We start from the raw sequence: 23,349 nt of genomic DNA on the forward strand, positions 1-23,349 counted from the left end.
GCCCCCTTTCTTCTTGTCGATTACTCAATTGAGACATTCCCGCTCGTAATTGAGATGTCGATTTTATTTTTTCCATTTCCTTTTTTTCCAGTCAGCGTCCGCTTCTCATTGGCGACTTGGTCAAATGAATAGGAATGACTGATGTTTCCGCTTGTCGACTCGGCTTCAAGACTGATGTCGGCATCATCGGGCAGGCTGAGCTTGGTGTTTCCGGATGTCTGTTTGATGCTCAGAGAATCGTTGATCTCTGTAAAGGAAGCGCGCAAATTGCCCGAAGTCTGTTTGATGCTGAGTTTGCCGGTGACATTTTCAAGTTTTGTATTACCGGATGTGGAGCGGATATCAGCAGCTGCCGTTTGAACGTTTTCCAGCCTGACCGATCCTGACGTCCCTTTTACAGAAAGGTCTTCCGCCTGAAGGTCATCGGCCTTGAGGCTGCCGCTTCCCGACTTTAAGGCTACATTTCGCAAATGCAGACCGCCGCCGGACAGTTTGACATTTCCGCTTCCAGAAGAAATCGACAGATCATCTTTATATTCAGAAGGGATCTTGACAATCAGCTCATTTTTCTTCCAGAAAAACGGCCAAAAGCCTTTCGAATGAGCGGAAAGCTGAAGAGTACGCCCCTGTTCGGACGAATCAAGCCGGACGTTTTTTCCTGAAATCTCGGCTTTTATATCATCGCGGTTTTCAGCTTGAATGTTGACTGTTATACTCTTTGCATCAATGTCAATTTTATCGATGTCTTCCGCCTGTGCATGATATGTGCGGGCTGACTCTTCATCGAAGCCGAAGAAAGAAAAGCCTTCACGCCCATTAAACATCATGCCTGCAAGGATGAGAATGCCGGCGATGATCAGCAGTTTTCCAACCGTTTTTTTCATTTAGAAAACCCTTTCGGCTAGTAAGTGTATGCTCCTTATTATAAGGAAAATGGTCTTTGAAAGAAATCAAAAATTGCATAAGGGGCTGTGAGAGCCCCTATTCGTTTATGCATTTCCCGCAGGTGTCTGCTTTTCCAAGCCTGTCTTTTTAGCCCTCATTTTTTCCAGCTCTTCTTCCACTTCTTTTGCATATTCAAGGCGGCCGAATGGGCTGCTTGATGAAGCTGATAATTCAGCATAGCTGTTCACCCTTGTTTCCATCTCTTCAATCCGGTTTTCCATTCTCATAAATTCCCGGTAGGCGCTTTCGCTGTCGATTTTATTAAATGATGCATTCATATGTTCTTTCGCTTTCACCGCGTTTGCCCTGGCGATCAGCGCATGCTTTCGGTCTTTGATATCGCGCAGTTTAACCTCAAGTGTCTCCAGCTGTTCCTTTAATTCAGCAAGCTGCTTTTTCGCGTGCTGGTGAGCGTCCTTGTATTCAGCAGCTTTTTCTTCAAAATACTTCATTTCTGAGAGCGCCTTTTTAGCAAGTTCTTCTTCACCCGCATCAAAAGCGAGCTGAGCCTGGTTTCTTCGCTTGACAGCAAGCTTTTCGGCTTCTTCCACTTTTCCTTTAAAACTATGTTCAATTGTCTGCTGCTTGACGATGGTATGCTTCGCCTTGGCGATATCGCTTTCCATGTCGCGTACGTATTGATTCAGCATCACCCGTGGGTTCTCCAGTTTATCCAATCCTTCATTTACTGATGCGACAAACATGTCTCTGATTCTTTTTAAAGCCATGATCTCGTCCTCCTAAAATATTATTTATTCTTTTTCAAAAAGTCTTCCCACTCTGCATCAAAGCCTGTGTCATATGAAGCTGCGGAAGGCTCCGTTTTCTCTGAATAAAGGATGTCATCCTGTTTGTCATCTTGCTTCATCATTTTCCATCCGAAATAAACCATCGCTGCAGCAACCGCGATGCCGATCAGAAACGGCAATGACCCTCCCAAAAACATGATGCCGAAGATCGCGGCCAGTACCGCGGCAAACTGGCGTCCTTCCTTCCATTTTTTCACGGAATAGAATAGAAGCAATGCTCCAATAGCACCTGTAACCAATCCGCCGAAATGGCCTCCGCCGAAGAACAGGGAGACGCCAAAAAGGATTAGAAAAAAGCCGATGATGGACTTCCCATTTATATTCATATTTGCTCCTCCTTTCTCGTTCATGTCTTTACTATAGTCAATTTCAGGCTTCGACAAAACGAGTCACAGATTGATTTTGCCGTACGACCAGGGTCGTATGGCACATCGGACCCGCTCGCATAAAAAGACCGCTCATCTCAGCGAGAGAGCGGTCTTTCTGCAGGTTGCCTTGCTATGATTCAACTTTAGGATTCCAGCCGTCCAATACGTTTTCAATTGTCCATTTCTCAGCCTCATGATCGGCAAGCTGCCTTCGGGCCTCATGCGAAATCGCACCCGGACCCGTATTCCCGTATTCGTACAATCTGGCATCGGCCGCAGAAAAGCCCGACATATCCGTCCATCCTTCAGGCTTGATGTGTGCGCCTAAATCGCAGCGGTGATATAGCACACTGGCGATGGCGTCGGGGTCTCCTCCCGGATGCCATGGGCGCCCGAGGTATACCGTTCCATCTGCGGCATCGCTTGTCACTCTGCAGTTTGTTATCAATAAACCGAACGGCTTTGCGATATGCGTGCTCGCAGCTGTCACATAACCGTTGTTTGTAGCGGACCCGCGGTCAGCGCTATGGATCTGGCACTCTTCAAACACAGCTCTTGCTCCTCCGAAAATGAAATCGACATCGCCTTCTATATAGCATTGATAAAAATATTGTGTACCGTCATTGACAAACAGTGTATCTTGTCTGCCTATAAACCTGACATATTTGAACGTCATCCTGTTTCCTTTCGCATAAACCGCCACCGCTTGCGTATCGGTCGTGTCGACTTTCGTGCGGTCGAACGAGTTTTCAAACGTCAAATTTTCGGCTTCAACATGATCCGCATAAATAAACACGCTTGAACTTCCGGTCGTGCCGTATTTCCCTCCTCCTTCCTTTTCTTTTCCGGCATAGTTGTCATACGTAATCACAGTCTCGTAACGATTTTCGCCGATCAGCTTCACAAACGGCTTTGTAGCCGGAATATGAACGACTTCTTTGTAAACTCCTTTTTTAATGAATATCACTTTCTGTTCCCGACTGTACTCAGGCAAAGCATCGATCGCCTCTTGAACGGTTTGAAATTCGCCGTCTCCATCCTTCGAAACCGTCAGCCGTATAGCAGCTGCCTCCCGATTAACCACTTGAACACTCCCTCTCTTTGAAAACGCTTACTTAAAGTTTACGACAAAAAGCCGTTTTCCCCTGCCGGAAAACGGCTTGATTTGATCAATCGGCCCGTTTCTGTTAGATAACGATTGGCGGATGGCTCATTCATGATTTTTTCTTTGTCCGGAATACATCAGCGCTTCGTTCATATTCGACATCCACTTCCCCGAGACGGTGATTGACAATGCGCGCCGCCGCAAATAAATAATCGGACAGCCGGTTGACGTATGGCAGCGCAAGCGGCGGAATGTCTTCTTCTTTGGCCAAAGCGACAATCTTTCGTTCAGCTCTTCTGATGACCGTTCTCGCCGCATGCAAAAATGATGCCGCTTCTGTTCCGCCCGGAAGAATAAACTTGGTCAGCTGCGGCGCTTCCTCGACATAGGCATCAATTCGTTCTTCAAGCATGGTGATTGATTCAGCCTTGAGCTTGCCTTCTTCCTGAACATTGACATGCGCCAAATCACTGCCGCAGTCGAACAGCTCATGCTGGATGGCGGTCAACTCTGACAAAATATCATGAAAGAGCGCCTCTTCTGCTTTTAAATAAGACTGAGCCAGCCCGATGAAACTGTTTGCTTCATCCAGTGTGCCGTACGCTTCCACTCTAAGATGATCTTTATCGGCCCTTCCGCCAATTAAACTCGTTTTTCCCCGATCGCCTGTTTTTGTATAGAGTTTCATTTCATACTCCTCTCTTTACCACTTGTCTCTATAGTATACCCTGTTTATAACGGCTGCATAGATCGTTTCATTATGAAACACAAATTTCCGGAACAATCATTGAAACAAAGTATCGTTGAATAAAGAAACACTCGCTTTTATAATAGAATTGTAAACGGTTTTATTCAAAGACAGGTGGGATGAGGATGGAATTTAATCAGCAAACGGCCATTATCACAGGTGCAAGCCGCGGCATCGGCAGAGCCATTGCGGAGTTGCTTGCGGATAAAGGGGCAAATGTCGTTATCAATGGGACAAACGAAGAATTGCTCAAGTCCCTGTGTACACAATTGAATACTGAGAGAAAGTGCGCTTCTTATGTTGCCGGTGATGCAAGTTTGCCAGAAACAGCCTCGCTTCTCATCGCTGAGGCAAAACAGCGGTTTGGGCGGATCGATATTTTGGTCAACAATGCCGGCGTTAATTTGCGCAAAACGACCGTTGATACGTCGCTTGAAGAATGGAAAAGAGTGATAGATTTGAATTTAACCGGCACCTTTCTCATGTGTCAGGCTGTCATCCCGGAAATGATCACGCAGGGCGGCGGAAAAATCGTGAACATGAGCTCTACGACGAGCAAAACACCGCATCACAATGCCTCTCCTGCTTACGGTGCATCGAAAGCAGGCATCAACTATTTAACGATGCATTTGGCAAAGGAGCTTGCTGAACACCGCATTCATGTCAACGGCGTCTGCCCGGGACCGATTGAAACGGATATGAGCAAGCAGTGGAGCGAGGAGTACCGCGCAGCAGTCGTCGAACGGATTCCGCTGAAAATGCTCGGCTCACCAGAGCATGTCGCAAACGTTGTCGCCTTTCTTGCCTCTGACAAATCTGACTTTATGACAGGCGAAACCATTAATATTAACGGCGGCACCTATATGAACTAAAAAGAAGAGCCTCCTTAATCGGAAGGCTCTTCTTTTTTTATGCATGCCGCTCACGCGTACCGGACAGCATGATCGCCTGTCTCACCGCTTCTTCTATACTCGCAGGATCGGCTTTGCCGGTTCCCGCAATATCAAAGGCTGTTCCGTGGTCAACACTCGTACGGATAATCGGCAGGCCGACTGCAATGTTCACACCGGCTTCAAGGCCAAGCACCTTAATCGGGCCGTGTCCTTGGTCATGATACATAGCCACCACTATATCAAAGTCGCCTCTCACTGCTCTGAAGAAAAGCGTGTCAGCGGGCAGCGGACCGAATGCCTGTATACCTTCACTTTGTGCGCGTTCAACGGCAAGGACAATTTTCTCTTCCTCTTCTCCATGTCCATCTCACCGGCGTGAGGGTTCATGCACACGGCGATTTTAGGCTGCGGAATGCCTTCGCGAATGAGCGTGTCATGCGCCAATTGAATTGTCGTTACACCCGTTTCGCATTACGAGAGAGTCCGTTCAAACGATTGGGACAGCCCCTCCAACTTAAATCATAAATGATGCAATATAGGGATACCATTCATTTCATCAAGTGCCGCGCGCGCTCGTTCAAACGGCTTTATTCTTGACCGGCAGCGGCCCACGTTTCCGGAACACGTACATAGTCAATCACTGCCAAAATAAACGTTATGATCGAACCGCTTAAGACATCCACCCAAACTCCCCCTTTGTTTGTGAGCCTCTTACAGGCTCATGGTGAAAAACATGTACAGATCCGGGCAGCCTACATATCCAGCAATTTCAAATAGACAGCTTCAATCTCCGCAACAGACATCGGCTTTGGATTGTTATCCATGAGCCTTTTGACGTCGGCAGCCGCCTCAGCAAGCGATGGCACATCCTCTTTTGATACCCCGAATGTCTTTAAATTTTGCGGAATATTTAAATCGGCGGTCCACTATTCAATTTTTCGTATAACCCGCTCTGCTTGGCTGGACTTCGAACCTTTTGGCTCGATTCCAATTACGCCGGCCACGTCCGAAAGGCGGTCAGTTACATGATCCGCGTTGAAGGCCGTTACATGCGGAAGCAGCATTGAATTGGCCACACCGTGCGAAATCTTGTATTTTCCCCCTAGAGGGTAAGCCATCGCATGAACCGCCGCTGTTCCTGCGCTTGTCAAGGCCATTCCGCCATACATGGCGCCAATGAGCATTTTTTCTCTCGCCTCCAGGTTATCTCCATGATGGTAGGCCTGCTGAATGCTGGAGGAAATCAGTCTCATAGATTCAAGCGCAAACATGTCGCTGAATGGATTTGCTTTGTTGGAAATATAGGATTCGAGTGCGTGTGTAAATGCATCCATTCCGGTTGCAGCTGTGATTGCCTTTGGAAGTCCGGTCGTCAAAACTGGATCTAAAATCACAAGCGACGGCAGCAGATAGGGACTGACTATACCAATCTTTAATTCTTTCTCAGGGAACGTTACAATCGCATTCGGCGTCACTTCTGACCCTGTTCCGGATGTTGTCGGAATCAGCACAAGCGGAACGCCGGGCTTTTCAACGAGATTCGTGCCAATCAAAGCAGAAATCGGTTTTTCATTTGTTTTCAGAACAGAGAGGATTTTAGCCGCATCAAGCACACTGCCTCCGCCAATTCCCAAAATCGCGTCATGGCCTCCTTCAGAAAAAAGCTGAAAAACCTGTTCGATATTTTGCTCCGTCGGCTCAGGCTGTATATCCGTGTTGACTTCACTTGAGATGCCTTTCTTTGCAAGCCCTTCTTTAATTTGGTCTGCATAGCCGAGAGAGACGATCGACGGCTGAGTTAAAATAAACACCGAACGAATCTGATTCAATCCAATTTGATCTAAGTAATCGCCGAGCAAATTGAGTGAATGTGGACCAGCCTCAATTCGGGCGGCCGTTCGAAAATGATAAAGCGTTTTCATAATCTTACTGCTCCTTTGCCAGTTTTGCTTCAATTCCGTAGCCTTCCAGCATCTTTTTCACTTTTAGCAGCGGCTCTCCCGACAGTTCTGCAATCGGACGTTTAGGCGGTCCGACGTCGATGCCGGCAAGCTCCGCTGCTTTTTTTAGCGGCGCCGGCAGTGAACCGAGTGAAAACGTATCACGGAGCGGCTGCAGCTGCTGTTGATAGTGCTCGCTCTCTTCAATGTTTCCTTGTTTAAAAGATTCATAGATTGAAACAACGGTGTGCGGAAACACATTGGCTGTGGCAGCCACAGCTCCTGTCCCTCCCGCCTTCAATGTGTCTAAGATCAGCGAATCAGTTCCTGCCAGAACGGAAAAGGACTGTTCTTTTGTACGCTCAAGATACGCCTTAATATTGGCGAAGCTTCCGCTGCTGTCCTTAATGCCGATGATGTTCGGCAATGCCGCCAGCCTTTCAACTGTTTCGGGCTCCAATGATACGCCTGTTCTCGACGGAATGTTGTAGAGCAGGACAGGAAGCGCGACATTTTCGGAAATCGTGCGGAAATGCTGATACAATTCCTCCTGCGAAGGTGCAACAAAGTATGGCGTAATAATCGAAAGAACATCCGCTCCAAGATCCGCCATTTGATTGAATAAAGAAATGGTCGCCTCAGTACTGTTTTCACCTGCTCCGATGAAAACAGGCACTCGTTTATTAACCGCTTTTACAACTGTTTCGGCAATTTGAAGCTTTTCCTCTTGCGAGAATAAATGAAATTCGCCATTTGTCCCTAAAGCAAAAATGCCATGGACGCCTGAATCAATTAGACGATTCACCAGCTTTTCGGCTGCGCCCGGATGAAAGGCCTGTTCTTTTGTAAGCGGTGTCAGTATGGCAGGGATAATTCCCTCTACTTTCAAGTGACTTCGCTCCCTTCTGTTGCATTTTTAAACAATCAAATAGTAAAACGCTTTCTCAAATTTCATTATAAAGGTGTTTTGATTAATTAAGCAACATTTTTTAGGTTCGGAACAAAAGAGTAAAATCTCACCTTCAGCTGATGCGTTTTAAAACAATAAAAAAACCTGTCAAAAGACAGGTCAATTTAATCTTTTAAAGCTTTCACACAAGCGGCTGTTTTATTTTGAATTTGTGTCAAAAAAGCGGTTTGATCCGCTGACCGGCCGGATTGAGTGGCCGCTACAAGGACATCACTACACGGAACATGATGCTGGGCTGCGGCAAATGCCGCAGCGCTTATCGCCTTCACAAATTGACCATCCTGCAAACAGCCGTCAACTAACACCCACATGATCAAACGCCCCATCGTGTCTTTCATACCGACGATGCAAAGATCACCGCTTTCCGACACAATATGGCAGTCAGCCAATTCAGCATCATGTTGGATAAACAGCGTTTCCTGTTCAAAAGCTGACGAGCCATGCGGCCATCCAGAGTTATTTCCGCTGTCGAAAATAAGTTTTCGTCTCCAAGCAAAGCCCCTTTCTGAGGACAGAAGCCGCAGCGGGCGGTCTGCCAAAAATGCGATGCCGTGCGGCAAATATTGTTCAATTCGCTCTTTTAAAAAGAGGGGCTCGGTTTTCCGCGGGATGTTTTTCGCCATAATTGTAAACTGCGGATTTGAACGCTGAGGATGGTCCAGTCCAGTGATGTCCGTATCATACACTCGTCCGATGCGCCCAGCAGAAAGAGCTGCTTCCGGGCGGTCAAGAACTTCTGCTTTTCCATCTTTTAATAGGAGCAGACGGTCACAGTATAAACTCGCAATATTCACATCATGAAACACCCCGACCACTGCGAGTTTGGATGCAGCCGTTTCTTGTTTCATTAAATCAAGCAGACTCTTTTGAAATGACAAATCGAGAAAACTCGTCGGTTCATCAAGCAGCAAATATTCGGGTTCCTGGGCAAGTGCCTGCGCTAAATACACCCGCTGCTGCTCTCCGCCGCTCAGCTCATGGATGGATTTTTGGGCGAAGCGAAGCGTGTCTGTCTGCTTCATCACCCTCTTCACGATATCATGGTCTTCCGCCGTCAGCTGCCGAAAAAGGCCTGCTTGATACGCGTAGCGGCCAAACTGTACCGTTTCCTCCACCGTAAAGGAAAAGGCCTGCTCCGTTTTTTGAGGAAGGACCGCCATTTTGCGAGCGAGCTCCTTCGTTTTGTACTCCCCGACTGAACGGCATTCAAGCAGCACCTCGCCGCTTCGGGGGGCAATTGTTCCCGACAACATTTTCAGCAAAGTGGTTTTTCCGCTGCCGTTCGGACCAAGAATTCCTAAAAATTCACCCGGCTTTACAGCAAAACTGATATCCTGTAAGACATCCGTTTTTCCATATCCGCCGGACACCCGGATGACATCAATCATGAACTCGCCCTCCCCGGTAGCGCCGAATTAATATAAAGCCGAAAACAGGTGCCCCTATCAATGCGGTAATAATGCCGATCGGCAGCTCGGACGGCTCGATAATGGTTCTCGACAAAAGATCTGACAGCACGAGGAACGAAGCGCCGTTCAGCATCGAGAGCGGCAGAAGATGACGGTGATCCGTAATCGACAGAAGCCGGATAAAATGCGGAATGACGAGGCCGACAAAACCAATGGTTCCAGACACAGCAACCGCACTGCCGGTTAAAATAGCTCCCGCCAACAGAACGATATATTTACTCCGCTTCACATTCACGCCGAGCAGCCTCGCTTTTTCCTCGCCATAAGTCATCACATTCAGTTCCCTCCCGCTGATCAAAAGCGCGGCAGCGCCCGCAGCAAAAAAGGGCAGAAACAACGCGACATAGCCCCAGCCCCTCATCGATACGCTCCCGAGCAGCCAGTGGACGATCGGTTTTAAATCATCGCCGGTCAAAGCGATCATGAGAGAAATAAGCGCACCCAAAAACGAACTGAAGATGATCCCTGTTAAAATCAAAGCGGACAGGGTCAACGAAGGGTGTACGAGCCGCGCAAAAAACAAAACCAAAAAAATCACGATAACAGCCGCAGCAACGCTTAAAAACGGCAGTGTAAAACTTCCGATCACCGGCAGCTGAATCCCAAAAAACAGCGTGACCACGGCACCGACGGCCGCGCCAGACGAAATGCCAAGCGTATATGGATCCGCGAGCGGGTTTTTCAAGAGCCCCTGAAACCCGGCTCCCGCGGCAGCCAGACCCGCGCCGACAAGAGCGGCCAAAACCACCCTCGGGAGCCTGATTTTCATGATGATGTTCGCCTCTGTCGGATCGGGATTTAACCCTTGAATGCCAAACCATTCTTCCAAAAAAACCTTCATAATAGAAGGAATGGGAATCTCCAAAGATCCGATAGAGATTCCCATAAGAACGGATGCCGACAAAAACAGCAGGCTGAAGGCATATGCCGCAAAACGGTTATTTCTTAAAAACGTCAGGGTAAATATGTTCAGCAAGCTCTTCGACCCCTTTGATCAATCGCGGCCCCGGACGGGTCACGAGGTCAGGGTCCACGTCGTATACTTCATTATTTTTGACGGCTTTGACACCGCTCCAGCCGCTCCGTTTTTTAATTTCGCTGACAGCGGATTCGCCGTTTGTCGTCACGATCGCATCGGGATTCAGCTTGACGATCGCTTCTTCCGTTATCTTGGCCCAGCCTTTCTGCGCGGAAGCAGCATTTTCCGCATGGATCGCTTCAAGCATTTCATTCATAAAGGTGCCTTTTCCGGTCGTATAAATGTCCGGAGCCGGAGACACTTCGACAAATACTTTCTTTTGATCTGCTTTAGATATGGCTGCCGCTTTTTCTTTTATGCCAGCCAGGTCAGATTTCATGCTCTTGACCAGGCTCGCTGCTTGATCCTCTGCGCCTGCAGCCTTTCCGATCATTTCGATCGACCGGTACGTCTCTTCAAAAGAGGCCGCATCATTTACAGTCACCACCGTAATTCCTGCATCTTTCAGCTGCTTCAGCCCTTCTTCGGCACTCTGCATGCTGGAAGCGTGGGCCAGGACCAAGTCGGGGTTTAACGAAATGATTTTTTCCGTATTAAATTCCATGCCCCCGATTTTTTCAACGTTTTTCACTTCTTTTGGATATGTATCAAAATCCGTCACGCCGACGACTTTTTTCCCCAGGCCGAGGGCGTATGTAATTTCGGTATTGCTCGGCATCAGAGAGACGATTTTCTTCGGTTCTTTTTCAATTTTGACCTCTTGTCCTGAGGCATCTTTTATGGTGACCGGAAACGCTTCAGCCGCCTTCTCCTGTTTTTGCTCGTCTGCCGGTTTTTGCGCTTGGCCGCAGCCGCTAAGGACGCCGGCAGCCAACAGCAGCGACAGCAATAAAAGCCCAAACTTCTTCATCCTGCTTCCTCCTCGGGATAAAATAAAAACATCTCTACTCAGTAAAGATGCAGCAAACCAAGAACGTACAAATAAGTGCACATCACTTATACGCATCTGTCCTCGCAGATTACGCGGTCATCATCCAGGCGGTTATTCCGGCTATTGGTTCATCGCTCCCGGCCTGTCCGAACTACTAAGCGGAGCTCTCGCCGGCTTCCCCTCTTAAGCTGCCGATCAGCAGCGCCTTTCTGACTCATTCGTATCCTAATTTCGGAATTATTATACTATAATCGACACAGGTCTGTATATGAGATTCTGAAAAGGAGATTTTCAGCTGAAAAACGTTGTTTTTGCTAAAACAATTACGATATATTGCATATAGAGAAAGGGTGATTTTATGCCGATACCGAAAAACTATACGCCTCAGGTCAGACTTTCAGCAAAGGAAAAAGCGTTTCACCAATTGCAGCGCTGGATTGTAGACGGAACCCTTGAACCCGGCGAAAAAGTCACGGATGTCGATCTGGCCGAAGCGCTCGGCGTCAGCCGCACACCGGTCAGAGAAGCGCTTCAGCTCCTTGAATCCCAAGGGTTTGTGGAAATGAAGCCGGGAAAAGAAACAAAGATCACGCTCATTCATCCCGATGATGCGCTGGCCGTCTATCCTCCGCTCGCACATCTCCAGGCTTTGGCGGCAGAACTGGCTGCGCCGCTTTTGACGGAAGAAGAGATCGCCGAGCTCAAAAAACTCGCTGCTCAATACGAAACCGCGTTTAAAGAGGAAAGGAACCACGATGCAGCTGAACTGGACGAACAGTTCCACCATTTGATTACAGAAGCGGCTAAAAACCCGTATGTTCTTCAGTTTTCTGCCGTTCTGCAGCTTCATGTCAGACGGATGAAGTATGTGTTTTTCAATCGGCCTGCTGCTCCGAAAATGCAGTCCGCCGCCGAGCATTGGAAAATCATCGCCGCTTTTGAAAAAAACGATCCGAAATTGGCGGCTGAAGTGATGAAAAGGAATTGGCTCCGTCCGATGGAAGATATTCATAAAGTTTTAAAAGGCAGGGAACAATAAAGCGCCAAGCACGATTTTCGACCGCGGTATCCAGCTGCGATATACTGTTTATTAGATGTTTTCTTTCATCTTAACTCTGAAACAAGGATTGATGGCATATGGATTTAAAGCTGAAAAACAAACTCGTGCTCGTAACGGGTTCTACTGCTGGTATTGGAAAAGCAACGGCGGAAGCCTTTTTGGCGGAAGGCGCCGAGGTCATCGTAAACGGACGGACAGAAGAAAAGGTCCAGTCGGTCGTTGATGAGCTTTCCCGGCACGGAAATGTTCACGGAATTGCCACTGATTTATCCGATCCTGAAGAAAGCAGGGCACTGGTCGAAAAAACCGCTGAAATCGGGGAGCTTGATGTCCTCGTCAATAATATGGGCTTCTTTGAAGTGAAGGATTTTACAGACGTGACAGACGAAGAGTGGCTCAAATATTTTGAAGTAAATGTTTTAAGCGCCGTTAGGCTTTGCCGCGCGTTTTTGCCGGCCATGCTGAAGCGGAATAAGGGAAGGGTTCTCAATTTGGCAAGCGAGGCCGGCATTAAACCGCTTCCGCAGATGATCCCTTATTCCATGACAAAAACCGCTTTGATCAGTTTGTCAAGAGGTTTGGCCGAAATGACAAAAGGGACAAATGTGACCGTCAACTCTGTTCTTCCGGGACCTACCTGGACGGAAGGCGTCGCCAATTATATGGAAGGTGCCGCCGCTCAGGAGAAAACCGATTTAGACACCTTTGTCAAAGATTATTTCAAAGTGAATGAGCCGACTTCTTTGATTCAGCGCTATGCAAAACCGGAAGAAGTGGCGAGTACGATCGTCTACCTCGCTTCCGAAAAAGCTGCGGCTATCAACGGTTCAGCTCAAAGAGTGGAGGGCGGAATCATCCGCTCGATTTAACCGAAATCCTCTGCCGGTCGGCAGAGGATTTTTTCCTTTTGGTTAAGAACCCTGCTTCAGACCTCCCGTCAGCCTTTCGCGGTCATCCGGCTCAAAGCCGTTCAGCCGTTTTAAACATGATGCACGCCAATTTGCCGACAGTTCCTCCACCTCGAGAAGTTTTTTGATGCCCTCAATATCGTTCTTTTCATGATGCTTGATGCGATTTGCGTATGAAATCGTAATGCCTTTAGGGTGGCGTGAGATTCGTTTCAGACCATGCTCCTTACAGACGAACCCTTCTTTCAGCACGCGAAAGTAAAAACCCGTAAATCCGGTATCTTGTACCTTCAGTATCATGTCCGGCATACCGTACCTTACGGTTAGTTTATAGCAGGGCTGCCTCGGCTGGCTCACCTGTACAACAGCTGCACCCAGCTGAAAGATGTCGCCGATATGAACGTCATCCTCCAGCAGACCCTTGATCGTTAAATTTTCGCCAAATGCTCCGTATTCCAGCTTTCTTTGCAGTTCCTTTTCCCAAAAGAGATAATGTTCATACGGATAGACGCACACTGCTTTTTCCGCGCCGCCGTGATGAATGAGATCCCCCTGTCCGTCCCCCGTGAAATTAGTAGATGACAGGAAGATGGGGCCGCTTGCCGGCTTCTTGTATATTCCGGTAGACACAGCTTTATTTTGAAACTGAATTTCCTCTGGCTTCCCTACATTGATCGAAAGGATATCGGCATATTCCATTCATATCACCTCTTACATTCAAATGTCCTGCAAACCCCTTTTGAGATTTAAGTATAATCGACCTCTTACCATAAAACTATTCAATCGTTATTATAAAAACAATAGGTTAAACCTATCATTGGAATTCGGCTGTTTTTCAGATGGAGAGGAGGAAAGAGCATTGGAGCTAAAGCAATTGGAATACTTTATGGCATTGTGCCGGGAGCTTCATTTTACCCGCGCCGCCGAAAAACTGAATATCGCTCAGCCCTCGCTGAGCCAGCAAATCCGTTTGCTTGAACACGAAATCGGAATGCCTTTGTTTAACCGTTCAGGCAAACGCACCGTGATGACGGAAGCGGGAAATATTCTGCTCCAGCACTGTTACAATATCTTTCATGAACTGTCACAGGCGCGAGACGCGATCAGCGAGCTTCAAGGTTTAAAACGGGGAACGCTTAAAATCGGGGCGCTTTTGACCGTGGTTAATTATTTGCTTCCCCGGACCGTGGTCGAATTTCACCGCAGCTACCCCAATATTGAATTGTCTGTTTTAGGGCTGAGAACCGGGGATATTTACGACCGGCTGCTGCAAAATGAGCTCGACTTGGGCATTGTAGCCCAGCGGGTGGAACATCGTGACTTAGAAGCCGTCCCATTCCTTACCCAGCATCTCGCCCTCGCGGCGCCTGTTGACAATCCGGTTGCAAAGCGGCAGTTTGTCACGCTTGACGTGTTAAGGGAGATTCCATCCATTTTGCTGCCTGAGACGTATTTTTTGCGGCAGCTGATCAACGAAAAGTGCCGCACGCTTGGATTCGAGCCCCGGCCGGTCATGGAAATGACAACGATGGAATCGATCATGAACATGGTCGGTAAAGGCATCGGCGCCACCATTTTGCCGAAAGGCTATCTTAATGCTATTGGAAATAAATCCATTCAGACGATTCCGATACAAAAGCCGGATTTGACGACGGAGATCAGCATCGTTTACCGTAAAAACAAGCATATGTGCGCTGCAAGCCGGGTGTTTATGAAACTGCTGATTTCCTCGGTCAAAAGCGAAACCGCTGATGCGCCGCCGCGTTAAAAGAAAAATCCTCTGCATGTCTGCAGAGGATTTATGTTTAGGCTTTGTGTGAGTCATAGCGTTTTCCGTTAATATACAGATTCGAAAAAACGGGGTCTTTCACATGTTTCAGTTCCATCGGAACATCGACGCCGTCGATCTCGGAATCAGCCACTTTCAGCCCGGTGACCGGAGAGTGGTCGTATGCCAGCACCCTGATCCCGTATTGTCCGCCCATGCTTTTCAGCTGCTTAACATCAACCGTGCGGACGACAGGTTTGAAATCTCCGGCATCTCCTTCTTCATATTCCATATCGATGGCGATCACTTCGCGCTTCAAGCTTTTGACCGTATTTTTGTGAAAGTAGATGTTTTCAAGAACGCCGCCACGCACCGAATTCGTTTTAATGCGGAGGGCTCTGTCCAAGTTCGGGCTGTCCATAAGATTGCCCTCTGCGATGACGTTCTTCACGCCGCCGGAAATTTCGCTTCCGATCGTGACCCCTCCATGCCCGTCTTTCATTTCGTTATGTTCAATGACGATGTTTTCCGACGGAATGTTGATCCTTCGGCCGTCCGCATTTCTTCCCGATTTGACGGCGATGCAGTCGTCTCCATTATCAAAATGGCAGCCCTTGATCACCACGTTTTTACACGATTCCGGGTTGACTCCGTCGGTATTGGGGCCGTGTCCGATGACTTTGATGCCGTCCACTGTCACATTCTCGCAAAGCACGGGATGAACTTGCCACATCGGCGAATTCAGCACAGTGACGCCTTGAATCAATATATGTTTGCAGCGATACGGCTGAATGAAATTCGGCCGCAAATAATGCCCTTTTCCAAACTGCCGCTCAGTGACCGGGATACCGCGCTCAGCCATTTCAAACAAAGCGTTCCGATCTTTTTCCTGTGAAGGCTGGCCGTTCGTTCCTCTTTTCCACGGCCACCAATGCTCGTCATCTCCTTGACCGTCAAGCGTGCCCTTTCCGGTTATCGCAATATTATCGGCTTCGTAAGCGTAGATGAGCGGTGAATAATTATAGAGCTCGACTCCTTCAAACCTCGTCAGCACAACAGGGAGATAATCTTCAGGGTTCTGACTGAATTTGATCACCGCTCCCTTTGCAATATGAAGATCCACATTGCTTTTCAATCTGAGCGCACCGGAAAGAAACACGCCTTCAGGAACCGTTACTCTTCCGCCGCCGGCTTGGTGGGCTTGATCAATCGCCTTCTGTATCGCTTCGGTCGAATCGTTTTTTCCGTTTTCGTCAGCCCCAAACGATGTGACATCAAATGAGCGATTCGGAAATACCGGAACCTTCAGCTTCTTTACAATCTCTTCTTTTATTTTCTGCAGACTCACGTTACCGCCCCCTTTATAATGTGACGCCTGTTTTAAATATCGCAAGCTCCCTGAAATCGTTTATCTCATTGTTCAGCTGCCTGCCGCTTGCGACTTCGATCAAATACGCTGTCAGCTCCTTCAAAACGTCATCTTCTGATCGGTCTTCGAGCACCTTTCCCGCATTAAAATCGATCCAATGGCGCTTTGCCTCATAAATCGCCGTATTTGTCGAAATTTTCATCGTCGGCACAAAGGTGCCAAAAGGAGTTCCCCGTCCTGTCGTAAATAAAACGATTTGACACCCTGCAGCGGCCAGTGCGGATGAAGCAACAAGGTCATTTCCCGGAGCACTCAGCAGGTTCAGCCCTTTCTTTTTCAAAACGTCCCCGTATTCAAGGACATCCGCCACCTTTGAAGTGCCGGCTTTTTGCGTACAGCCGAGCGATTTATCTTCCAATGTCGTAATGCCGCCCGCTTTGTTTCCCGGAGACGGGTTTTCATAGACGGGCTGCCTGTGATCGATAAAGTACTGTTTAAAATCGTTGATTAAGCGGACAATTTTATGAAACACTTCCTCATTTTCAGCCCGCTCCATCAATAGCGTTTCTGCCCCAAACATTTCAGGCACTTCTGTCAACACCGCCGTTCCCCCTTGGGCGATCAGAAAATCGGAGAGCCGGCCGAGCAGCGGGTTCGCGGTAATGCCGGAAAATCCATCAGATCCGCCGCACTTCAAACCGATTTTCAGTTCAGAAAGCGGAACATCTTCGCGGTGGTCACCTTTTGCATGCTTATAAATTTCCTTTAACAGTTTGACGCCTTCCGTGACTTCGTTTGATACCTCTTGGGAAAGCAGAAACTTGACCCGGCTGTGATCGTAATCGCCGAGCGCTTCGCGGAATTCGTGAATGCTGTTGTTTTCACAGCCGAGCCCCAGCACAAGGACACCGCCTGCATTCGGGTGGTTGACGGCATTCGCCAAAATCGTTCTCGTGTTGATATGATCGTCGCCAAGCTGTGAACAGCCGTACTGATGCTTTAATACGTGAACGCTTTCAAAAGGGGCGATGGAGCCGACCTCAGCCTTAAATTCTTTGATGATCAGCTCTGCAATGCCATTTACACAGCCGACAGTCGGGACGATCCATAGCTCGTTTCTGATCCCGGTTTTTCCGTCTTTTCGTTTAAAGCCTTTAAATGTAAGCGGTTCTTTTTGATAGCGGTTTTCCGTAAACTTCGGCTTGTAGCTGTATTCTTCGACACCGCCCAAATTCGTTTTCACATTTTTCGTGTGCACCCACTCTCCCGTCTGAATCATTTCAGTGGCGTGCCCGATCGGAAAGCCGTATTTGATGACGTTTTCATTTTCAGCGATGTCTTTTAAAGCAAACTTATGGCCTTTCAAAATCGGTTCCTTGATCACGATGGTTCGTTCTCCGACAGTGACCGTTTCACCGGTCTGCAATTCTCTTAACGCAATGCCGACATTATCTTGAGGATTGATCATCAAGCAGTCTTTCATTACATGTCCCCCAGCTCAGCCATTTGGCTTTTCATCATTTTTTCCAGCGCCTTCCTCATTCCCGTTTGTTTCATGTCCCTTAAATATTCAGCCGTCTTGTCCGTCAATCCGGGCATGTCGTTCAGATTTTGCCCCCACACTTTTTCAAACCCAAGAACATGGAATGCGATGTTCGAAACGTCTGTCTCTTCCGTCCAGAGCCGTTTGAGGAAAGCCAGCACCTCATCGTCGTCAGACAGCGGAATGGCCCCATCATCCCCATCCCGTTGGCCTCGGTAAAAATAAATTAAGGCGCTTAAAGCAAATACGGTTCGAGCCGGAAGTTTGCCTGTTCGTTCCGCATATTCCATTAAGACGGGCAAATTTCTGACTTTGAATTTTGCAAAGGAATTTAAGGAAATATCGATCAGCTTGTGACGGATAAACGGGTTTTTAAAGCGGTCGAGAATCTCTTCCACGTAGTTGTCAAGCTCGCTATCGGGCATATCGATCGTCTCGAGCACCTCCCGCTGGATCAGCTCTTTCACAAATGAGCCGATAAGCTCGTCTTCAGCCGCTTCGCGAACCGTCTCAAGGCCTGCCAAATAAGCGACCGGCGTCATCGCGGTATGGGCGCCGTTTAAAATTCTCACTTTTCTTATCCTGTACGGCGTCACATCCTGGACAAACTCGACATTCAGACCGGCCTCATGAAGCGGAAGCTCGTCTCGAAGCCATTTCGGCCCTTCAATCACGAACAAATGATACGGCTCCGCCTTCACCATCAAGGAATCGTGATAGCCGGCCGCCTCTTCAAGCCGGTGTGCATTTTCTTTCGGGAATCCCGGTACGATCCTGTCCACAAGCGTATTGCAGAACACGTTTGCCTCTTCAAGCCAATCGATGAACCCTTGTTCAAGCGCCCACGCGTTTGTATAGCGCAGCACAATGTCTTTCAGTATTTTCCCGTTATCCTCAAGCAGCTCACACGGGAGGATCACCAGACCTTTTTCCCTGCTTCCTTGAAAAGTCATGTATCGTCTGTATAAAAGTGCAGTCAGCTTCCCTGGATAGCTTTTCTGCGGACGGTCGGACAGACGGTCTTCCTCGATATAAATGATGCCGGCCTCTGTCGTATTTGAAAATACAAACCGCAAATCCGGCAGATCGGCCAGCTCCATAAATTCATCATAATGCTCATAGCTGCTGACGACTCTGCTGATTGATGTAATGACAGCAGAATCGCGAACCTCCCGTCCTTCCCGGAAACCTTCAAGATAAAGCGTGTAAAGCCCATCCTGTTCTTGAAAGGCCGTTACTGAACCGCGGCGCGGAGGCACGACGACGGCACTGCCGTTAAAATCGGTTTCTTCATTCAATCTATGAATCTGCCAGTCAATAAACCCCCTCATAAAGTTACCTTCCCCGATTTGCAAAATCCGTTCGGGGCGGCTCGGCTTAGACCTTATCCGTTTGGACAGCCTCTCCATTTCAATCCCCTCCTCATTTCTGCACACGTTCACATTTTACAGCGCATCAAAAAAATGATGCTATAGATGCTTAACTGAATTGCGAATGATCAGCTCCGTGCTGATGAGCGTCTGCCCGCCTTCTGCCTGCGGGTTTTCGATCAATGACAGCAGGCTTTCCGCACCAAGCATGCTGATTTTTTCAGTCGGTTTTTTTACCGTCGTCAATGACGGTGTCGTATACGCCGAAAATCCGCTATCGTCAAAGCCGATAATCGACATATTGTCAGGACAGCGTTTCCCGTTTGCATAGAGGGCGTTCATCGCGCCGATCGCCATATCATCATTGGCGCAAAACAGGGCTGTCGGAGGATTCTTCAGCTTTAGCAGCGTTTCAGCCGCGCGAAAGCCGCTTTGCATCGTATAATCGCCTTGAACGAGGTATTCGCCGGGCATATCAAGGTTTGAGTCGCGAAGCGCGCGAAGAAAGCCTCCTTTCCTTTCTTGAGACGATTTAAAGCCTTCTTTCCCCTGCACCATGGCGATCTGTTTGTGGCCGTTTTTGATCAAGTATGAAGCAGCGAGGAAAGCGCCCTCGTGTTCATTCGCCAGTATATTGACAACGGAGTGCCCTTCGATTTTTCTGTTCAGCACGACGACCGGAATATTCTGTTTGAGGACATGCTCAATAAAAGCCTGATCCTGTTCGCTTTGGCTGATTAAAATCATGCCGTCATAGCGGTTGCGGTGAATGGATGACAAATCATGATAATCGTCGATTCCCCTGACAACCATATTATAGTTTTCATCGATCACCTTGTTGACGCCGCGCAGGATGTCTGCAAAGAAACTTGAAGACGTCCCGTCTGTCAGGCTTGTTAAAAACAGGCCGATCGTAAAAGACTTTTGCGTGACAAGGCTTTTCGCATTAAAATTCGGTTTATAATTCATTTCGGCTGCGATGTCGAGTATTTTCTTTTTCGTGTTCTCTTTTATCAGCGGACTGTTGTTCAGCGCTCTGGATACTGTGGTGTGCGATACATTCGCCAGCCTGGCGATATCTTTAATCGTTACTGACATTGTTTTTTACCCGCCTTTTCTTGCTGTTGTTACCATCAGTTTACCATATCAAAAGCGCTTTTTAGAAAGTGAATTTCCGCTATGTTCTCGCTTTGATTTCCGCGACCATTTCGGCGTGCTTCTGATCCGTCAAACGGTACAGGTAGCCGAGAACGAGAATGGCCGCCGTCAGCGCTGCTGCCGGATACAAAAGGAGAATCGCTTTAATGCCGAGCAGCGTCCCCGCTTTTTGGGCCGCATTCGGCACATAGCCGATGATGCTGAGACCGATCCCTGACAGGAAGCCGGAGAGCGACTGAGCCAGCTTTCTCGAAAAATTAAACAGCGAGTATACCGTTCCTTCTTTCCGTTCCCCTGTTCTCCACTCGCCGTAATCGATCGCATCTGATACGAATGCCCAGGTGATTCCGTTCGGAATGCTGATGCCGATGAAGGCGATGCTTGCGAGAATCGTAAAAACAAAGACATTGCCCGGTGCGAAAAAATTGATCAGATCGGCACAGACAGAAACCGCGAGCCCCAAAATGGCGGTATGCTTTTTCCCAAAAAGCTTCACGAGCTTCGGCAGCATGATGACGCCGATAAAGGATGAGCCGATGATGATGAAATTCATGTAGGCCATCAGTTCGGCGTTCCCGAGGTTATACTGCGCGAAATAAATCAGCATCGCGGATTTAAGGTTATAGGCTGAAATCGTAAAAATTGTCATGAATATTAGCGTAAGGAGCGGCTTGTTCGTAAAAAACGTCTTTGAAATCGCTTTGAATGTCACTTTTTCCTGTTTGTACTTCTCATCTTTTACGACGATCCGTTCCTGACAGTTCCTGTAGCAAATGTAGAAAAACAACACACCCAGAAAAGACATCAGCCCCATGACGACCGGATAGGCAACCGCAGGGTTGTCAAACCTGACAATCATCGGGATGACAACAATGCTCGTCACAAACAGGGCGCCCAGCGAGCCGGCTTGGCGAAAGGAAGCAAGCGAAGTCCGTTCCACCGAGTTTTGCGTCATGGCAGCCCCGAGCGAGCCGTAAGGGATGTTGACAAAGGAATAGCCGAGACCCCAAAGCATGTATGAGGCATAAGCGTAGATGAGTTTGCCCGTCGGTGACAGATTCGGCGAGATGAAGGTCAATATCGTCAAAATCGCAAGCACAAAGCTTCCGTATAGCAGATACGGCCTGAATTTGCCTTTCGGGCCGATATTCTTCCTGTAGTCGATCGATGTTCCCACAATCGGATCGACAAAAGCGGCGAAAAGTTTGCTCACAAGAAAAATGCCTCCGGCTGCCGCCGCCGGAATGCCGGCAACATCCGTAAAAAACTTCAGAAGATAGAGCTGTCCAAGGTCAAACATAAATCCGTTCCCAAAATCTCCAAAACCGTAAGAAACCTTTTCTTTTAAACTTAATTTCTCTTGAGTGACGGCGACTGTTTCGGTTTGTTTGTTCGTCGATATTTCCATGAAAAAGCAGCTCCTCTGCTAGCCAATTTGTGAATCTAAGCTTTCAAACGATCTTTCACTTCAAACTGGAAATAGTGTTTTGCATTTTCGTAGCAGATCCCTTTTACGATCCGGCCCAGCAGTTCGATATCATCCGGCGCTTCGCCGTTCTCAACCCATGTGCCGATAACATCGCAGAGCAGGCGCCTGAAATATTCGTGTCTTGTGTAGGAAAGAAAGCTGCGCGAATCAGTCAGCATACCGATAAAACGGCTCAATAGACCGATGTTGGCAAGCGATTTCATTTGTTCGAGCATGCCGTCTTTCGTATCGTTGAACCACCAGGCGGTACCGTGCTGGATTTTCCCCGGTATCCGGCCGTCCTGGAAGCTTCCGCAAAGGCTTGAAATCACGACATTGTCCCGCGGGTTTAAAGAATACAAGATCGTTTTTGGCAGCGCATCTTTTCGATCAAGAGAATCGAGAAAGCTGCACAAAGGCTTTGCGATATCCTGATCATTAATCGCATCATATCCCGTATCAGGCCCGAGCTTCCGGTACATTTTGCTGCTGTTGTTGCGGAGGGCGTTAATGTGGAGCTGCATCGCCCAGCCCTTCTCCGCATAGCATGTTCCCAAAAAGTGCAAGGTCAAGGATTTGAATTTGCACTCTTCCTCAGGCGAGGCGCTTTCCCCGTTCATCACCTTTGCAAAAATCGGGCGCACTTCGCTCTCATCTGTTTCCGTGTACATCATTTGATTGATGGCATGATCCGATATCCGTCCGCCTGCTTCATGGAAAAAGTCAATTCTGTTTTTAAGCGCTTTCAAAAAATCGTCATAATTCGCTATCTTCATACCGCTAGCTGTTTCAAGCTTTCTCACCCAGGCGGCAAAACCCTCTTGATTGATTTCCATCGCCTTGTCTGGCCTAAATCCAGGTAAAACGCTTACATTAAAGTCTTCATCTTTCAGCTTTACATGATATTCAAGACTGTCTGTGGGGTCATCTGTCGTGACAACCGTTTCAACGTTTGATTTTTCAATCAAGTCTCTGGCGCCGAACCCTCCTCCGGCCAGCTGTTCGTTAACCCGCTCCCAAATATGCGGCGCGCTCTTTTCATCAAGCCGGTCATCGATGCCGAAAAACCTCCTCAGCTCCAAATGGGTCCAATGATAGAGCGGGTTTCCAATCGTCATCGGAACCGTTCTTGCCCAGGCGCTGAATTTCTCCTCGTCTGACGCATCTCCTGTAATAAACTCTTCGGATATTCCATTGGCCCTCATTGCTCTCCACTTGTAGTGATCACCGTAGAGCCATACTTCGGTCAGGTTTTTAAACGTTTTGTTTTCGTAAATCTCCTTCGGGCTCAAGTGGCAGTGGTAGTCGATGATCGGCATTCCTTTTGCATACTGATGGTACAACACTTTCGACGTTTCATTCGTTAAAAGAAAATCGTCATTCAAAAACGGCTTCACAGAATCTCCACCTTTCTTTATTTATAAATGTTAACGTTAACAAAACCATCTGCAGCATAATGTGAACGTTAACATTTAATCTTATTTTATACTAACCGCGCCTTCTTTTCCATTATTTTCTCAACATAAAAGAAGCCTAAAGGCAATAACC

At 48.0% G+C, this 23,349-nt stretch carries 20 protein-coding genes and 2 pseudogenes; 4 read left to right on the forward strand and 18 right to left on the reverse strand.

Annotation, left to right across the window (positions count from 1 at the left end; all coding sequences use genetic code 11):
• Positions 1-20: 20 nt before the first annotated feature.
• From TRNA_RS38710 to TRNA_RS38730, 5 genes are all read right to left on the reverse strand, one after another.
• Entirely contained in the window at positions 21-884 is an 864-nt protein-coding gene (locus tag TRNA_RS38710) for a LiaG family protein (protein ID WP_003185131.1), read from the reverse strand.
• 105 nt (positions 885-989) lie between these two features.
• Positions 990-1,673 carry a stress responsive protein LiaH gene (gene liaH, locus TRNA_RS38715; protein ID WP_009329563.1) on the reverse strand — a complete coding sequence of 228 codons (684 nt, stop codon included), beginning with the start codon at positions 1,671-1,673 and terminating at the stop codon, positions 990-992.
• Positions 1,674-1,693: 20 nt separating this feature from the next.
• The gene (locus tag TRNA_RS38720; RefSeq protein ID WP_003185133.1) at positions 1,694-2,080 is read right to left on the reverse strand and encodes a protein liaI; all 387 of its coding nucleotides are present in this window, start codon (positions 2,078-2,080) and stop codon (positions 1,694-1,696) included.
• Between the two features lie 172 nt (positions 2,081-2,252).
• Complete coding sequence (locus TRNA_RS38725) at positions 2,253-3,206, reverse strand: pectinesterase family protein (protein WP_003185134.1); 954 nt, start codon at positions 3,204-3,206, stop codon at positions 2,253-2,255.
• A gap of 130 nt (positions 3,207-3,336) precedes the next feature.
• Entirely contained in the window at positions 3,337-3,915 is a 579-nt protein-coding gene (locus tag TRNA_RS38730; RefSeq protein WP_003185135.1) for a cob(I)yrinic acid a,c-diamide adenosyltransferase, read from the reverse strand.
• 185 nt (positions 3,916-4,100) lie between these two features.
• Here TRNA_RS38730 and TRNA_RS38735 point away from each other — a divergent pair, with 185 nt between their 5' ends.
• Complete coding sequence (locus TRNA_RS38735) at positions 4,101-4,847, forward strand: SDR family NAD(P)-dependent oxidoreductase (protein WP_003185138.1); 747 nt, start codon at positions 4,101-4,103, stop codon at positions 4,845-4,847.
• A gap of 37 nt (positions 4,848-4,884) precedes the next feature.
• Here TRNA_RS38735 and TRNA_RS43445 read toward each other — a convergent pair.
• The 6 genes and pseudogenes from TRNA_RS43445 to TRNA_RS38775 form a co-directional block, all read right to left on the reverse strand.
• A pseudogene (locus TRNA_RS43445) lies at positions 4,885-5,324 on the reverse strand (4-hydroxythreonine-4-phosphate dehydrogenase PdxA); the annotation flags it as partial.
• Positions 5,325-5,620: 296 nt separating this feature from the next.
• A pseudogene (locus TRNA_RS38755) lies at positions 5,621-6,790 on the reverse strand (iron-containing alcohol dehydrogenase).
• Between the two features lie 4 nt (positions 6,791-6,794).
• Complete coding sequence (gene dapA, locus TRNA_RS38760; protein ID WP_011198278.1) at positions 6,795-7,697, reverse strand: 4-hydroxy-tetrahydrodipicolinate synthase; 903 nt, start codon at positions 7,695-7,697, stop codon at positions 6,795-6,797.
• A gap of 185 nt (positions 7,698-7,882) precedes the next feature.
• The gene (locus TRNA_RS38765; RefSeq protein ID WP_003185146.1) at positions 7,883-9,166 is read right to left on the reverse strand and encodes an ABC transporter ATP-binding protein; all 1,284 of its coding nucleotides are present in this window, start codon (positions 9,164-9,166) and stop codon (positions 7,883-7,885) included.
• The gene (locus TRNA_RS38770) at positions 9,159-10,223 is read right to left on the reverse strand and encodes a FecCD family ABC transporter permease (RefSeq protein WP_011198279.1); all 1,065 of its coding nucleotides are present in this window, start codon (positions 10,221-10,223) and stop codon (positions 9,159-9,161) included. The genes TRNA_RS38765 and TRNA_RS38770 overlap by 8 nt, the downstream gene beginning before the upstream one ends.
• Positions 10,186-11,136: an ABC transporter substrate-binding protein gene (locus tag TRNA_RS38775; RefSeq protein ID WP_003185150.1), complete on the reverse strand. Its 951-nt coding sequence runs from the start codon at positions 11,134-11,136 to the stop codon at positions 10,186-10,188. Before TRNA_RS38775 ends, TRNA_RS38770 begins: the two co-directional genes overlap by 38 nt.
• A gap of 379 nt (positions 11,137-11,515) precedes the next feature.
• Between TRNA_RS38775 and TRNA_RS38780 the strand changes: the two genes are divergently transcribed.
• Together TRNA_RS38780 and TRNA_RS38785 are read left to right on the forward strand one after the other, a co-directional pair.
• Positions 11,516-12,196 carry a GntR family transcriptional regulator gene (locus TRNA_RS38780; RefSeq protein ID WP_003185152.1) on the forward strand — a complete coding sequence of 227 codons (681 nt, stop codon included), beginning with the start codon at positions 11,516-11,518 and terminating at the stop codon, positions 12,194-12,196.
• A 98-nt stretch (positions 12,197-12,294) separates the two neighbouring features.
• Entirely contained in the window at positions 12,295-13,086 is a 792-nt protein-coding gene (locus TRNA_RS38785) for an SDR family NAD(P)-dependent oxidoreductase (protein ID WP_009329568.1), read from the forward strand.
• Between the two features lie 42 nt (positions 13,087-13,128).
• Here the strand turns inward: TRNA_RS38785 and TRNA_RS38790 are convergent, their stop codons facing one another.
• Positions 13,129-13,824 carry an MOSC domain-containing protein gene (locus TRNA_RS38790; RefSeq protein ID WP_009329569.1) on the reverse strand — a complete coding sequence of 232 codons (696 nt, stop codon included), beginning with the start codon at positions 13,822-13,824 and terminating at the stop codon, positions 13,129-13,131.
• A gap of 160 nt (positions 13,825-13,984) precedes the next feature.
• On the opposite strand from TRNA_RS38790, the gene TRNA_RS38795 reads away from it, so the two are divergent.
• Positions 13,985-14,893 (forward strand): LysR family transcriptional regulator, encoded by a 909-nt coding sequence (locus TRNA_RS38795; protein WP_003185158.1) that lies wholly within the window; start codon positions 13,985-13,987, stop codon positions 14,891-14,893.
• Positions 14,894-14,930: 37 nt separating this feature from the next.
• Here TRNA_RS38795 and TRNA_RS38800 read toward each other — a convergent pair whose 3' ends face one another.
• The 6 genes from TRNA_RS38800 to uxaC form a co-directional block, all read right to left on the reverse strand.
• Positions 14,931-16,241, reverse strand: a complete 1,311-nt coding sequence (locus TRNA_RS38800; protein WP_003185161.1) for a glycoside hydrolase family 28 protein — start codon at positions 16,239-16,241, stop codon at positions 14,931-14,933.
• 13 nt (positions 16,242-16,254) lie between these two features.
• Positions 16,255-17,745, reverse strand: coding sequence for a UxaA family hydrolase (locus tag TRNA_RS38805; RefSeq protein ID WP_003185163.1), 1,491 nt, complete (start codon positions 17,743-17,745; stop codon positions 16,255-16,257).
• Positions 17,745-19,214, reverse strand: coding sequence for a tagaturonate reductase (locus TRNA_RS38810; protein ID WP_003185166.1), 1,470 nt, complete (start codon positions 19,212-19,214; stop codon positions 17,745-17,747). The genes TRNA_RS38805 and TRNA_RS38810 overlap by 1 nt, the downstream gene beginning before the upstream one ends.
• 60 nt (positions 19,215-19,274) lie before the next feature.
• Entirely contained in the window at positions 19,275-20,273 is a 999-nt protein-coding gene (locus TRNA_RS38815; protein ID WP_003185168.1) for a LacI family DNA-binding transcriptional regulator, read from the reverse strand.
• A 79-nt stretch (positions 20,274-20,352) separates the two neighbouring features.
• Positions 20,353-21,741, reverse strand: a complete 1,389-nt coding sequence (locus TRNA_RS38820; protein ID WP_003185170.1) for a glycoside-pentoside-hexuronide (GPH):cation symporter — start codon at positions 21,739-21,741, stop codon at positions 20,353-20,355.
• 35 nt (positions 21,742-21,776) lie between these two features.
• On the reverse strand, positions 21,777-23,198 hold the full coding sequence (gene uxaC / locus TRNA_RS38825) for a glucuronate isomerase (protein WP_009329570.1): 1,422 nt from the start codon (positions 23,196-23,198) through the stop codon (positions 21,777-21,779).
• Positions 23,199-23,349: the final 151 nt, after the last annotated feature.

This window comes from Bacillus licheniformis DSM 13 = ATCC 14580, assembly GCF_000011645.1.
In the GTDB taxonomy this organism is placed as follows: Bacteria; Bacillota; Bacilli; order Bacillales; family Bacillaceae; genus Bacillus; species Bacillus licheniformis.